The organism is Cytobacillus sp. FSL K6-0129 (assembly GCF_038007625.1).
In the GTDB taxonomy this organism is placed as follows: domain Bacteria; phylum Bacillota; class Bacilli; order Bacillales; family Cytobacillaceae; genus Cytobacillus; species Cytobacillus kochii.
Genome location: NZ_JBBOXM010000001.1, coordinates 4,326,716 through 4,341,059 on the forward strand (window position 1 = coordinate 4,326,716; position 14,344 = coordinate 4,341,059).

Annotated in this window: 16 protein-coding genes; 8 read left to right on the forward strand and 8 right to left on the reverse strand. The window is 34.9% G+C overall.

The window, feature by feature from the left end; all coding sequences use genetic code 11:
• Window positions 1-384: 384 nt before the first annotated feature.
• Window positions 385-1,710, forward strand: coding sequence for an oligosaccharide flippase family protein (locus MHI57_RS22025; protein WP_095370108.1), 1,326 nt, complete (start codon window positions 385-387; stop codon window positions 1,708-1,710).
• A gap of 97 nt (window positions 1,711-1,807) precedes the next feature.
• On the forward strand, window positions 1,808-2,323 hold the full coding sequence (locus MHI57_RS22030; protein ID WP_095370107.1) for an RNA polymerase sigma factor: 516 nt from the start codon (window positions 1,808-1,810) through the stop codon (window positions 2,321-2,323).
• A gap of 20 nt (window positions 2,324-2,343) precedes the next feature.
• On the opposite strand, the gene MHI57_RS22035 is transcribed toward MHI57_RS22030, so the two are convergent.
• Entirely contained in the window at window positions 2,344-2,601 is a 258-nt protein-coding gene (locus MHI57_RS22035; RefSeq protein ID WP_095370106.1) for a hypothetical protein, read from the reverse strand.
• 132 nt (window positions 2,602-2,733) lie between these two features.
• Between MHI57_RS22035 and MHI57_RS22040 the strand changes: the two genes are divergently transcribed.
• The 3 genes from MHI57_RS22040 to MHI57_RS22050 all read left to right on the forward strand — a co-directional run bounded on the left by MHI57_RS22040 (window position 2,734) and on the right by MHI57_RS22050 (window position 4,914).
• Entirely contained in the window at window positions 2,734-3,648 is a 915-nt protein-coding gene (locus MHI57_RS22040) for a magnesium transporter CorA family protein (RefSeq protein ID WP_340978191.1), read from the forward strand.
• 61 nt (window positions 3,649-3,709) lie between these two features.
• Window positions 3,710-4,228: an acyl-CoA thioesterase gene (locus MHI57_RS22045; protein WP_095370104.1), complete on the forward strand. Its 519-nt coding sequence runs from the start codon at window positions 3,710-3,712 to the stop codon at window positions 4,226-4,228.
• A gap of 353 nt (window positions 4,229-4,581) precedes the next feature.
• Window positions 4,582-4,914 (forward strand): SCP2 sterol-binding domain-containing protein, encoded by a 333-nt coding sequence (locus tag MHI57_RS22050; RefSeq protein ID WP_095370103.1) that lies wholly within the window; start codon window positions 4,582-4,584, stop codon window positions 4,912-4,914.
• Between the two features lie 46 nt (window positions 4,915-4,960).
• Here MHI57_RS22050 and MHI57_RS22055 read toward each other — a convergent pair whose 3' ends face one another.
• On the reverse strand, window positions 4,961-5,461 hold the full coding sequence (locus tag MHI57_RS22055) for a GNAT family N-acetyltransferase (RefSeq protein ID WP_340978193.1): 501 nt from the start codon (window positions 5,459-5,461) through the stop codon (window positions 4,961-4,963).
• A 102-nt stretch (window positions 5,462-5,563) separates the two neighbouring features.
• Here MHI57_RS22055 and cls point away from each other — a divergent pair, with 102 nt between their 5' ends.
• Both cls and MHI57_RS22065 read left to right on the forward strand, forming a co-directional pair.
• Window positions 5,564-7,084: a cardiolipin synthase gene (cls, locus tag MHI57_RS22060; protein ID WP_095370101.1), complete on the forward strand. Its 1,521-nt coding sequence runs from the start codon at window positions 5,564-5,566 to the stop codon at window positions 7,082-7,084.
• 297 nt (window positions 7,085-7,381) lie between these two features.
• Entirely contained in the window at window positions 7,382-7,666 is a 285-nt protein-coding gene (locus MHI57_RS22065; protein ID WP_095370100.1) for a hypothetical protein, read from the forward strand.
• A 113-nt stretch (window positions 7,667-7,779) separates the two neighbouring features.
• On the opposite strand, the gene tatC is transcribed toward MHI57_RS22065, so the two are convergent.
• The 6 genes from tatC to mscL all read right to left on the reverse strand — a co-directional run bounded on the left by tatC (window position 7,780) and on the right by mscL (window position 12,573).
• A complete protein-coding gene (tatC, locus tag MHI57_RS22070; RefSeq protein WP_224935404.1) occupies window positions 7,780-8,505 on the reverse strand; it encodes a twin-arginine translocase subunit TatC in 726 nt (241 codons plus the stop codon).
• 23 nt (window positions 8,506-8,528) lie between these two features.
• Window positions 8,529-8,735: a twin-arginine translocase TatA/TatE family subunit gene (gene tatA / locus MHI57_RS22075; RefSeq protein ID WP_224935406.1), complete on the reverse strand. Its 207-nt coding sequence runs from the start codon at window positions 8,733-8,735 to the stop codon at window positions 8,529-8,531.
• A 25-nt stretch (window positions 8,736-8,760) separates the two neighbouring features.
• Window positions 8,761-10,470 carry a GMC family oxidoreductase gene (locus MHI57_RS22080; RefSeq protein ID WP_251163115.1) on the reverse strand — a complete coding sequence of 570 codons (1,710 nt, stop codon included), beginning with the start codon at window positions 10,468-10,470 and terminating at the stop codon, window positions 8,761-8,763.
• 24 nt (window positions 10,471-10,494) lie between these two features.
• On the reverse strand, window positions 10,495-11,244 hold the full coding sequence (locus tag MHI57_RS22085) for a gluconate 2-dehydrogenase subunit 3 family protein (RefSeq protein ID WP_224935411.1): 750 nt from the start codon (window positions 11,242-11,244) through the stop codon (window positions 10,495-10,497).
• A 120-nt stretch (window positions 11,245-11,364) separates the two neighbouring features.
• A complete protein-coding gene (locus tag MHI57_RS22090; RefSeq protein WP_340978194.1) occupies window positions 11,365-12,000 on the reverse strand; it encodes a Bax inhibitor-1/YccA family protein in 636 nt (211 codons plus the stop codon).
• A 144-nt stretch (window positions 12,001-12,144) separates the two neighbouring features.
• On the reverse strand, window positions 12,145-12,573 hold the full coding sequence (gene mscL, locus MHI57_RS22095) for a large conductance mechanosensitive channel protein MscL (RefSeq protein ID WP_340978195.1): 429 nt from the start codon (window positions 12,571-12,573) through the stop codon (window positions 12,145-12,147).
• 294 nt (window positions 12,574-12,867) lie between these two features.
• Between mscL and MHI57_RS22100 the strand changes: the two genes are divergently transcribed.
• Entirely contained in the window at window positions 12,868-13,947 is a 1,080-nt protein-coding gene (locus MHI57_RS22100) for a hypothetical protein (protein ID WP_095370093.1), read from the forward strand.
• Window positions 13,948-14,344: the final 397 nt, after the last annotated feature.

A 14,344-nucleotide genomic window follows, 5' to 3' on the forward strand; every position in this document is an offset into this window, starting at 1 on the left:
GTTGTCCAAAAAGTCACTTCTTCGACTTTTGAGCAACCCTTTTACTCTTTTCAAAGCCTTCGTATAGGACAAAGATACTAAAAATGAAGTGTTCAATTTACAGAATTATCCATGAGGTTTCTTACCCTTTTTCTTCATTAATATTTGATGAAAGACAAAAATATCCCTTCTCTAGCAAATGCAAGTGAACCGCCCCTGCAGTGGCTATATCGACTTTATCTACCATTCATTGTTCCATATGTATGTCCCTTTTTTAGGTTAGAAAAAAACAAAAATAGAGTGAAGTGATCAGCAAACAAATATTCAACTAGGTTAATAATTTTAAGGGTTGTCTCATAGGATAGAAGAGATTATTTATTTGTGGGAACAAAAAGGAGAGGCGAAATGAACAAGTTCTTCAAGGGATTGCTTTTATTAATTCTAGCGGCTTTTGCAGGTGAATGTATTGAATTTCTGATTAATATGGTGCTTGCTAGGCAGTTAGGTGAACATGGTTTAGGGCTTTATATGTCTATTCTTCCAACCATTTTTTTGATTGTTTTATTAGCTAGTTTTGAAATGCCTGTTTCCATCTCTAAATTTATTGCAGAAAAGGATAGAAAATATCACTATAGTATGCTCAATCATGTGATTAGAATGACGGTTATCTTTTCACTTATATTAATCCCGTTAGCATCAGCGATTCTCCCATTTATTACTGTTTTTGATGATTATCATCCACTATTAAGGTGGATGGCTATTATTCTCATACCGATTATTTCATTTTCTTCTATTGCTAGAGGTTATTTTATGGGCAACGAACAAATGGGGAAGATTGCTTCTGCCAATTTTTTGAGAAAATTCATTCAGCTTTCATTGCTGGTATTACTTTTTCATTTGTTTCGCTTTGAAACGGAAACGGCAGTTTTTATAGCTGTTTGTACATTTGTTGGCAGTGAAATAGCGATTTTTGCTTACTTCATTCATTTATTTGTCATCCAGTATCAAAGGATGAAGAAATTGCCGTTTGAGCCGATGTCTGGTATGAGTGTGTGGAAAAACTTGATGGGGGTGTCTATCCCTACAACAGGTCTACGGATATTTCATGCTTTAACCCATGCGATCCAACCATTTTTAATAAAAGCAGCATTGCTAAAGTCTGGAATCAGTACGGATATTGCCACTGAACATTTTGGGATGGTTGCAGGTGTAGCAATGACAATTGGAATGTTTCCCGCTTTTATTGCTCATTCCTTTATGGTTATGCTCATTCCTACTGTTTCAAGAGCATATGCTGAAGAGAAGCATAATTACTTACGGCGGTTACTTCAACAAGTATTTTTTATCACCTTCTTGTATGGCGTTCCTTCTGTTACCATTTTTTATTTCTTTGCCGAACCTTTAACTAGTACATTTTTCCATTCGATAGAAGCAAGTATATATGTGCAATTACTGTGGCCATTCTTTCTGTTACACTTTTTTATTTTCCCTATGCAAGCATTTCTTATCGGTTTGGGGCTTATGAAAGATGCCTTTTATCATGCTGTGTGGTCAACACTTATATCTTTTGTTGCGATGTATGTATTTGGTTCGATGGAAAGTCTGCAAATGCATGGCGTAATTTTAGGCATAAATATGGGAGCCATTTTATTAATGTTCATGCATTACATGACGATATGTAAGAAGATTGGTGTTACTTGGTTTCTTACAAAACAAACAAGTTTTTCTTAAAAAAATAAAAAACACTGTAGGGGAAGAAGATCTATCATTCGTCTATTAGGGTAAGAAAAGAAATAAAGGAGGAAAGGGTAATAGACCCAGATGAAGTATGGAAGCAACAATTAACTACACATTCGAAAATTATGTGAGCGAGTATGCTCAATCATTATACAGATACATTTATTCTTTAATTAAACATCCCCAAAGAGCGGAGGATTTACTCCAAGAAGCCTTAATTTCAGCTTATTTAGCTTTCCCTTCCTTGAAAGAAGAAACAAATATTAAAAATTGGCTATATAAAATTGCATTAAACAAATGTAGGGATCAATGGAGAAAACAACAAAGTGAACGACAATTTTTAGAAGAGAGGCTACCTGCTCTATATGAGGAAGCCAAATCTCCAGGGGCCGATGAATTGTTTGTTAAAAAAAGTAATCGAGAAGAAGTAGAGAGGATTATCTTTTGTCTACCTGAAAAATATAAAGAACCACTATATCTTTATTACTTCGAACAAATGTCATTAAAGGAAATAAGTGAAGCAACAAAGCTACCTCTCTCGACAATTAAGACAAGGTTGAGGAGGGGGAAGGCAAAACTTCACCCAATGATTGTAGAAGAAAAATAACCTAAGGAGAAATCCCTAGGTTATTTTTCTTCTTGTTGATTATTATAATAATTAACGGAAGTCATAGCACCTTCACTGACCATTTCATTATCGCGGGTGTCTTGTGGATCGGGATGTCCGGCTTTCATTTCATATTGATTCTCACTATTAGTTGGAAGATAACTTTTCATTTTATGTGTGAGTGTCTGTAACTTTTCACGATTTTCCTTCTTAGCAAGTAATAGTAAACTTGTTACGCCAACTCCTGCAATAATAAAGTTCTTTGGACGAGATTTCATATTAACTCCTCCTTCATTTTATGGAAAGTTTATTTCTTGCATGTATTATAATTACCCGTTTTATTTATATATAAACATATGGTTTTGTTATGTTCATTTTCAGGGAATGTTAAAGTAGGAGGGTGAGAATGAATGGATACAAAAGAGATGAATAATTGGCGATGGCTTAATTTTTTTGAACCAGAAGCAAACAAACATCTAGAATTCCCTTTTTATAAAGAAGAGATAGAAATGTGGATTGAGCATATTTCCTCGCAAGAATCAAATCATCTCCATTTGCGTTCAACGGAAGGGAAAAGCTACATTTGTGGATCGCTCATTTATGAACAAAAGCTTAATCAACAAAATGAATATAAACTTCTCCATTATTTTCTAACAGAACATGTATTGATAACGAGTGAATTTGAACAGGATAGTCATATTAATGATGATATGATGGAAGCTGAAAATGCAGTTGCTGGTTTCTCTATTCTTTTAGCTGAGATATTAAAGAATAGTATTAAAAGAATTGATGATTTTGAGCTGAAATTAAACGATTTACTTTGGGAAATCAAACAAAAGAACAGTATTGATCGATTAGAAGAAATTTTTCAGTTAAGGCATGAAGTGTTAGTTTGGAAAAACTTTATGATTCCAATTATAGAATTATCGTTTGGTTTGGAAGAAGCATTTTCAAGCGAAATTGTTGAGACAAAGCATTATAAAAATATGAGAAAAAGATTAGAGAGAGGAAGTATGTTAACGAAAGAGTATATTGAAGAAATTGATCACCTTGTACATTTTGAAGAAATGGTATCCTCCCATCGAGGAAATGAAGTCATAAAAACTTTAACAGTTATTACGACATTATTTACACCAATTAGTGCATGGGGAGCTCTTTGGGGGATGAATTTCACATTTATGCCGGAATTAGATGAGAAATGGGGTTACGCAGGTGCATTAATCGTTATTATTCTATCTACTGTAGCTGTTTATATGTTGCTGGTGAAAAAAGGATGGACAGGGGACACACTCAGGCCAAAAAAGAAGAATTCATTTTTTAAATAACGGTAATGAGGTATGATATATAAAGGTATCCTTTGATACTTTTATGAAGGGAGAAAATAGTGTGAGTGAATCAAAGTTTTGTAAAGAATCATATGTTGTAAAAACAAGTATTGTTCAACCACCAGATACAAATGGACATGGGACGCTGTTTGGTGGGAAGTTAATGGCTTATATAGATGATATTGCTGGGATTGCAGCTATGAGGCATTCAAGAAAAGCGGTTGTAACAGCGTCAACTGATTCAGTTGATTTTTTACATCCTATTTACGCTGGTAATGCGGTTTGTTTAGAAGCATTTGTTACATATACAGGCAGGTCCTCAATGGAGATATTTGTAAAGGTTATTTCAGAAGATCTCTTAACAGGAGATAGAAATATTTGTGCACTATCTTTCCTTACAATGGTAGCACTTGGTGAAGATGGGAAACCAGCACCGATTCCTAAAATTGTACCAGTGACTGACGAAGAAATGAGTTTATATGAAAGTGCAAAAGAAAGAGCGGAACATAGAAAGCGTAGAAGGAAGGATAGCGAAAAAAGGGCACAAAGCTTTGGAACAGAACTACCGTGGAGAGAATAGATTCCTTTCTTTAGTGTAATAACACGGGTTATATGAATGAGTACTAAAAATAGCTTGCCAATTGGCGAGTTATTTTTTATTTGAAAAGAACTTCCTCATGTAAAATAAGAAAAATGAATAATTATTCATTTTAGGCAGGAAGATTCATTTACCACATAGAATATTAATAAAGTTACTGCGATGAAATGAAAGATTTAGAGGACAATTAGATACTGAAATCATTACCGCTATACTGTAATCCTATTGAAAAATCATGTGAATTTTAGAGTAACGAATTTCTTTCTATTTTATGTTTGCATTTCCATGTCCTTGCTACAGCTTAAGGTATTTTATTGATAAAAGGGAGGCTTAACATGTCTGTATTACTTGAACTTGAAGAAATGACGGATAAAATGAATAATCAACCAGAGTATATTGTAAATGAAAAAAATAGAGTGTTTCAAGTGGATTTAAAAGAAAGTGGCCCCATTCAAATTGTTTTATGCGATGGAAAGGTAAGTGTAATTGAAGGGGAAGCTGACGATCCTGCGGTTAAATTAAGAATGAGTGATAGTCACTTTTCTAGTCTATTAAAAGGTGATTTAAACACGACGGTAGCGTTTATGACAGGTGGTTTAAAGGTTGAAGGTAATGTTGGGTTAGCATTGAAGCTTCAGGAAATATTAAAAAAATATCAATCTTTATAAGAGGTAATGTTTAAGGCAGGCGTTCAAGTAAACACCTGCCTCAAACTCATTTTAATTGTAAGACCATATGAATTTCATCATAATAATGTCCGACCACTTTTAAAGCACGAGGTTCATGAGCATATGAGCGAAATCCTAGTTTTTTGTATAATTTTATTGCAGGTTGATTATCAGCCATGACAGTTAAATGTAATTGTTCAATAGTCGTACTACCTTGTGCTTTTTCTATGACCGTGTTCATTAATTGTTTTGCCATCCCAAGCCCTCTAAATTCCTCTCGTACAAATAAACCAACGATATGTGCTTTATGGCGCATTTTTAATTTACTTTCATATAACAAAGTGATGATGCCGCCTAATTTACCTTCATGAAAAGCACCGTAAGTGATTGCTTGACTAGAGAGCAATTTCTTTTCGATATCTAGTAATGATTGCTGTACTTCTTCTTCAAAACTAGAGGCGAAACTTTCTGGATGTTCTTTAAGTCCAATGAGACGTATTTGTTTGAAACTTTCGGCATGTTCTTTATGTAAAGGTATGACTTTCATTTTATTCTCCTCAACGTTTATAAAAATTATGATAGAGCTCGTTTCTTTAAATGAAAATTAGGGTACTAATAATAACAGCAACTTACGGGATGGGGCATGGTAATGAAAGGTAGAAGAAGAGTAGAGTTTTTATTTGTATTCATTCTGATGGTTACATTATATATCGGACTTTTTATGGCAACAAGTATAATGACTACGATAATGTGCCTTGTATTTTATAGTTTGGCAATATTAGTGATATGCTATTCCATTATGCTGGAAGATCGAACCCCACAGCATACATTATTATGGATGTATGTAATCGTATTCTTTCCGGTGTTTGGATATTTATTTTATTTATTTTCAGGGCAATTATATATGAAAGGGTATTTATTTAAAAGTAAACGTAGCAGAGATAGAGATGAATGGAAACGCTTAATGCATAGAGAAGAAGAACAAGACATATCATTCCTCCAAGATGGCCAGCTTCGATTTGCGGAATTTGCTAATCATTCATCATTAACTCCGATAAGTACGAAGTCTAAAGCAACCATTTTAAAAAACGGTGATGAAACTTTTTTTGAAATTAAGAGAAGGCTGTTACAGGCAAAAAAATTCATTCATATGGAATATTACATTTTTCGTTCTGATCGCTTAGGAAAAGAAATAATGAAGATATTGATGGATAAAGCCAAGCAAGGAGTAGAGGTGTTATTTATTTACGATGCAGCTGGGAGCTTAACACTGCATGCGGAAGATATCAACCAGATGTTAGATGCTGGCATCCGAGTAAAACCATTCTCGCCTTTAAAGTATGGTTTTTTTAATCAGAAATTTAATTTTAGAAATCACCGTAAGATTATCATCATTGATGGAGAAATCGGCTTTACGGGTGGATTGAATGTTGGAAATGAATATTTGGGTGAAGATAAGCAAATTGGATTTTGGCGAGATACCCATCTTTTATTAAAGGGTGAAGCTGTCTATATACTACACACGATATTTTTATTAGATTGGGAATATGTTGCTAATGAAGAGGTGTTGGATAAATATCGTAATGATAGGAAGCCTATACATAAAAAAGATGATGTGGTAGACGGAGCGCTTCAGGTCGTTGCCAGTGGACCAGATACGCAACAGGGTATTATGGGGGATTTTTATTATTCGATGATTTCGTCTGCTGATTATTCCATTTGGATTGCTACCCCTTACTTTGTACCAGATGAAGCCATTCGTACGGCATTAAGAGTAGCTGCGGCAAAAGGGATTGAAGTGAGAATTCTCGTCCCTGAAATCAATGATAGTTTTTTTACGCAATATGCTAGCCGTTCTTATTTTTCTGAACTTCTTCGCTATGGAGTAGAGATCTATTCATATAAAAAAGGTTTTCTTCATCAAAAAATAATTATTATTGATGGGAATTTAGCCAGTATTGGTACTGCTAATATGGATATGAGAAGTTTCCATTTGAACTTCGAGGTGAATGTTTTTCTTTACGGGACAAGTTCTATTAGAGATTTAGTTGCTCATTATGAAGATGATATGAAAGATAGTTTTAAAATAAGTCCGGTACAGTTTTACAAAAGAGGATTATTAGAAAGAACAAAAGAGTCATTTGCGAGATTATTTTCTGGTGTACTTTAATTCGGAACATTGTTTTGAACTGTTCGTAATCATATGAAAGAATCGGAAGCTGGTTCTTAAATGCAAAAAGAAGAGCATCCATTCTTTCTTTGCTTTTGATATTAAGTTTAACTGGCTAGAATACAGTTAAGATTTATTTGAGAAGTTACATAGGGGAGTAGGTATCAGCTCGAATTGAAACAATAAATAGTAACATTTTTAACGTTGCTAAAATGGTTTCTTTACTTTTAAGCAAATTATTATCGTTTTCACTAACAATCCAATAGAATGGAGATATTAAATATTGGGGGTTCGCCATTGGAACTTATAGCTAGTCTTACTTATATAAAAGTTGTGCGTAAAATTGATTGGAATGTCCAAAAGTATGAGGAAATAGAAAGTGAAATCAAACTTTTCGATGAGAAAATTATATGGAGTGAAGACGAAATAGATATCCAAGCTGTTTTTGATATTTCATTTAGAGAATCGAAAAAAAAGCTAGGTACATTGTATTTACATACTAATCGTGGTGTATATCCTTTTTATATGAAAGATGTACCTAAGCATTTTATAGAGCAATATCGAAATCTAATTAAAAAATAACTAAGATTGGATTCCTCTTCATACAATCCTTGTTCCTTATTAGAGATTGTATTTCTTCATTTACCTATTTTAAAGATGTCCACGAGAATACTATCGTCTTCACTATCAGTAAACTACCCTTTATTTAACTCTGCTTCCATGACCAATCGTTTTCTATAGCTGATCTTTGAAAGAAACAGTCCGAGTTCATATAGTCCAATTAATGGAAAGAGTACGAGTATTTGTGAGAAAAAGTCTGGTGGCGTAATGAGCGCAGAAACAACAGCAAGCACCACATATGCGTATTTTCTTACTGACTTTAGCATTTCTGGGGATACGACCCCGATATTTGTGAGAAAGACTAGTAATAATGGAACTTCAAATAGAAACCCAAACGGAATAGTAGAAATCAATAAAAATGAGAAATATTCTCGAGCAGTAATCATCATAGAAAAATTACTTTCGCCAAGGTGCATGAGAAAACCATAAATGGTTGGGAATACAATGAATAAACCAAATGATAAGCCAATGGCGAAGCTACAAATAATTCCTGGAATGAACATGATTGAGATTTTTGCTTCTTTATCATTTAATGCAGGTCTAATAAATAGCCATGCTTGAAAAGCAATGAAGGGAAGGGAAATGCCGAGGCTAATGCTACCGGCAATCCCTGTGTATAGTCTAATGACATCTAATGGCCCTAGCATGACGAGATCATAGTCATTAGCTAGAATGGGAATAAGGTGGTTAATAAACACTAAGCAAAGGATAAAACAAAAGGTAAAGAAGACAATCGATCGAATGAGCACTTTTCTTAAATCAGTTAAATGCTCCACTAGTGTTTGGTCATTATTCTCCATCTTTACAGCCCCCATCACAGATGTTATTTAGATTCCTCTTCATTTTTAGCAGCCACTGTCAAAGTTTCCTTCTCATTATCGTCCATAATTTCTCTTGTCGATCTTTTAAATTCAGCTAATGTTTTTCCGAAAGCTGAACCAATTTCAGGTAGTTTTTTTGGTCCAAATATAATTAAGGTGATGACAAGGATAATGATTAAACCTGGTATTCCGATATTTGTTAAACCCATTACAAATCAACCCCTTTCCTCCTAATTAGGCGAGCATGCCACCTTCTTTGCTATATTTGAGGATACCTTCTGCTGCTCTGAATGCGAGGGCACCAACAGTTGCCGTTGGGTTATAGCCCCCATTATGCGCAAAAGCAGAGGCACCTACAACAAATACATTCTCAGCATCCCACATTTGCAGATAATTATTAACAGCAGATGTTTCCGGTTCAGCGCCCATAATGACACCACCTGTATTATGGGTTGTTTGATATGGCACAATATCATAACTTTCAAGATTCGAACGTTCATTTACTTTATCTGCGCCCATTTCAAGCATAATTTGATCTGCAATTTTGCCGATATAGTTATAAAGCTCTTTATCTTGTTCTGTAAAGTCATAAGTTAAACGAAGCAATGGTAGACCATAAGCGTCTTTGTACGTCGGATCAAGGTCCATAAAATTATGTTGTACAGGCATGGAAGCACCTTGTGTTCCAATATTGAGTGATCTTGTAAAATACTTAATGGATTGTGCCTTAAACTCAGCTCCCCAGTTTGGTGTACCAGATGGAACGGTATTTGAGCCAATCGGTCGTTTACCTGATTGATTAATGGAGATAGAGCCACCATGGATAAAGTTTAGATCTGAGTGATCAAAGTTATCACCATTATAATCATCAATTGTTGCACCTAATGCTCCTGCCCCCATAAAAGTGTTAAAGCGTTCTTCTTCAAAAAAGCCTGTAGAGCCAGGGAGAATCTGATAACAATAGTTTTTACCAATCACACCAGTCCCGTTTTCTGGGTTATAGGCTTTGCCTATTTTTGAATGGAGAAGTAGTTTCGTATTATTCATGACATAGCTCGTAAGCACGACTGTATCAGCCGGTTGAATAAATTCTTCTTTCGTTAATACATCTACGAATTTCACACCGGTTGCTTTTCCACCTTCATGGATGATTTCAGTTACATTAGCAAAATTGCGTATATCTACATTGCCTGTTTCCTTAGCATAAGGAATGACGGCAACAGTTGGATCTGCCTTTGCACCGTATTCACAACCAAAGCGTTCACAAAATGCGCAATATTGACAGTTAGCAATCTTTGCACCGTACATGTTCTCATATGGTTCACTTAAATTAGCTGAAGGCATATGGTATGGATGCATACCTAATGAGTTTGTTGCATCTTTAAACCGTTTGGTTAATGGTGTCTCTTTCATCGGTGGTGTCGGATATGGATTGGAACGTTCCGGTCCAAAATGAGCTTCTTCACCACTAATACCAGCGACCTTCTCATATTTATCAAAATATGGTTCCAATTCGTCGTATGTAATGCCCCAATCCTGAATTTGTAATCCTTTGATTTTACTTTCACCATATTTTTCAATTGTTTTTGATCGAATTTCAAAATCATAAGGCAAAAAACGGAAGGATTGGCCGTTCCAGTGAACACCAGAACCACCAGAACCTTCACCTAATAGGAAAGAACCAAGTTGACGCATGGGAAGGGCTCTTTCCTTTTGATTATTACGGAAAGTCAAACTTTCCTTTGATAAATCTTGCATTAATTCATAACGAATAGCATAACGAAGCTCATCGTGTACGACATAATAATCTTTCAAGCCTCTTTCTTTACCTCGTTCTAATCCAACAACCTTTAATCCTTCCTTACCAAGCTCGGCAGCAATAATGCTACCAGCCCAGCCCATACCGACGATGACGACATCGGTTTTAGGTAATTTTTCAGCCATTGTATTTCCTCCTGTTCAATCCACTTATTTTGTATAAGAATGTAGGGCTTGTGGTTCAATTTCCATAAATTCATCTGATTCAATTTTGTCGTAATAACTCATTTGATGCCCAGGATAGTTTTTCATTTTCCAGCCTTCCATATTAATATTTCCTCCATATGCAGGGTCAGCATATACGCCTTCAATCGTGGCTGCTCTGAGAATATTAAAAAAGGTTTTGGATGTTACTCCTTTGAGCTCAACCTCATCATTTTGGAAGGAAGTTAAGATAGCATCTTGTTGTTCGCCTTCCAAGTCAGGGAAATTCTTATCGTGTTTGTCATTTGCCACTTTTTGCAATGCCTTTATACCTGTATCAAATACTTCATGTCTCTTAAGAGGGGATTGATAACCTTGGAAGTTAGATCCTGGAAAGAAAGGTCCTTGCATATATTCACGAGCATTGTTCCCCCAAGAACCAGCGAGCGAGTGATCTATATAATAGGCAACGCCTAATTCATCAGCTCCTGGACCGTTATCATCGCTTGGGAAAATTCTTTCAGAAGCAGCGACTAAAACGGCAAACATTTCAGGGTTTGTAAAATAAAGAGGTGCTTGTAGAAAGCTGGTTCCTTGATGTTCCCCTTGTGTATTTGTACCTTCTTGCTCATCATTCATATTGGCACCAATGAGCCCACCGATGATTCCTCCACCGACAAGTCCACCTGCTACGTAACCAGAGTTTCTAATAAAGCGCCTTCTTGACATTTTCTTTTCAGAGTGTTGTTCTGCCATTCGTAAAAAACCTCCTTTTTTCGTATTATGTTTATAAAGTGTTCCGATTATCCAGATTTATTCATTTTTGGGCATAAAAAAAACGACAGAAGTATTCTGTCATTTTTATCATGTTACTTGTTATTTTCTATCTTTCAGTAAACCAATTAGTCTAAGTAAGTTTAGGAAGAGATTAATAAAATCTAAATACAAATTCAAAGTGTAAGTTGGAATTTGACTTTTTTTAATACCGTATCTTTTCAAACGATTAAAGTCATATAGAATATAGCCACTGAATATAAGGACACCTATAAATGAATAAATGAGTAGTGAAGTGTCATCTAATGGCCAAAAGATTCGTATGATAGCCATGATGATAAAGGCAAGTAAGGCAATTGATAATATACCGCCTAAAAAACTAAAATCTTTATTTGTAATAGTGGCATAGCTCGCAATAAAAATAAAAATGATAGTTGTTGCTATGAGCGTCATTAGTATCGTTTGCATACCTATTGAAGACACATATTGATATAGAATGGGATAAATAGACAAACCAGATATAAAGGTAAATAAGAATAAGAAAAAGTAGGAAATCCCCTTTTTTCGTCTAAGAAAAAAAGCGATGATTAACATAATTACTTCAATTATCTTGATCGGAAGAAAATATTGGCTTGGAACAACTGTACCAAGGAAGACTCCAATAGTGGCAATAGCAAGAGAAATCACAAAAATAATAATAACACGACGAAAATATTGTTTTTGAATAGATGATGGCATTGGACCACTTCTTTCTATATAAGATTACCTGTGTGTATTGATGCAGGAGCATTTATGTGGGAAATAGGAAAAAGAACAAATGATATGATGAGATGTCTATCATTTGTTCTTTTTGCCACTCATATAAATATTCCTAGATTTTATTTAGGACTCATGATTTTGTTTTTTTGTTATATCAAGTGAGTTCTGCTCTTGTTTTTGCAACAAGTCACGAATTTCGATTAGTAATTCTTCTTTTGCATCTTTTTCTGGCGATTCAGGCGTACTCTCTTCTTCTTTCTTCCTAATTCTTTTATTCATAAATTGGACAAAAAGAAAAATGGAAAAAGCGACAATCAAAAAGTCGAAAACGGTTTGAATAAATTGTCCATATAGTATAACAGATTCCCCAAATGGAGGGGAATAAGAGAGTTTTGTGAAATCGACTCCACCGATAAAGATTCCAAGAATAGGCATAATCAGATCATTCACTAGAGAAGTAACAATTTTTCCAAAAGCTGCCCCTATAATGACCCCGATTGCCAGGTCTAACACATTTCCTTTCATAGCAAATTTCTTAAATTCTTGTAACATAGCAAAAAATCCCTCCAAATCAAAAAGTAGTTCTTATGTTGAATTCTTTAAGAAACATTGTATATAAATATTTAAACATAGTAAACGGGAGAAATCAGGACATTAAGTTTACTTTACGATTATTTATTCTGTTTGTAGTATTGTTTCAGATTTGTTACAATTTAGAATGTCAATAAAGAAATGTATGATAGCTTAAAAATAGAATTGACGACTAGTCTTTCATAAAAAGGACTTTACTTAGAATATTAAGCACTTGGCAAGGGCCAAGTGATTTTTGTTGATAGGGAGATTTAAATGAAGAAATATTTATATATATTAATGTTAACTACTCTCATGTCTGGTTGCATGAATGAGTCAAAGGTGAATAAACAAGAAATGGAGCCAAGTTCAACTGTTGCTCATGAAGCGGATGAAGTAGAAAAACAACAGGTGGCAGTCCTTAAAGAAAATGCCATTTACGAAACAACAATGGTGGATGGGGAAAAAAGTTATGAAGTATATATTTCCTCAAATCAAGATGATAGCAATCAATATTCATTTTTTGTTGCTGAAGAGAACGGCAAAATGGCATATAGCCAAGAGCTTGCCTATGAGAAATTCAATAAAAATAATATCTATTCACTGAATACAAATAAACAAACTCTTATTATATTATCACTTGAAAAGAGTGAGGAAGTATCGTCACTTCGAGTTATTTCAATGGACCAAGGGATATTAAGAGAGGTACCGATTGAAGGTGGAGAATTGCTTAACTTAACAGATAGAAAACTTAAATCCTTAAGTCAAAATGTCCTTCAATCGGCCTATCCGGTTAATCAAAATGAATCGATTTTTCTCAGCTGGGAATTACAAAATGATCCATTAGTCCTTTCACTCCATGATGAAGCAACGGTAACTGAAGATTCTGGTGCTTATCAATCATTATTAGATCAGTCTTGGATGGATATTTGGAGCGAGACGGAAGAAGTGTTTTATCCTTATGAAAATATTGAGTTGACTAAAGAAGTAATTGAAAGAGCGAAAATGGGTATACCTATGGGTGGCCCTTATCCAATTGGTACGAACATAGAAGACATTAAAAAATCTAACCCTTATTACATTCAAGAGGGAATACTTCATGGTCAACAGTATTTAATGTATCCAGAAACAATCTACTACTATAACAGAGAAGATGGGGCTGTATCTACAGTTGCCATCCCAGGGGAAAGATTACAATCTTCATTAGCAGATCTCAAGAAGTTATTAGGAGATCCAGTTAGACAAGAAGAGGAGAACGGTTTAATCTATTCTGAATTTCTTGCAGATAAATATGTTCTTAAAACCTATACGGATGAATCAGGAGAGATCAAGCAAATCTCATTAAGTAAGCAATAAAACATTATATTTTGATCATAGGTAGGCTGCGAAATTTTAAAAAACAAGATAGTAGCAGCCTATTTGTGCTGCCTAAATTCAAAGGGTTCTCGCATGGTAAGTCACTCAGAAAGAAAAACAGAACTGAGCGCTTTGCAAAAGGGTGTAGCAAGTCACTCAGAGAGAAAGCAGAGAGTGAGCGCTTTGTAAAATGGATTAGCAAGTCATTTAGAGAGAAAAGAGAGAGTGAGCGCTTCGCAAAAAGAGTTTGCAGGTCACTCAGCAAGAAAATAAGAACTGAGCGCTTTGAAAAAGGGATTAGCAAGTCACTCAGAGAGAAAAGAGAGAGTGAGCGCTTAGTAAGAGGAGTTAGCAGGTCACTCAGCAAGAAAACAAGAACTGAGCGCCATGCAAAAGG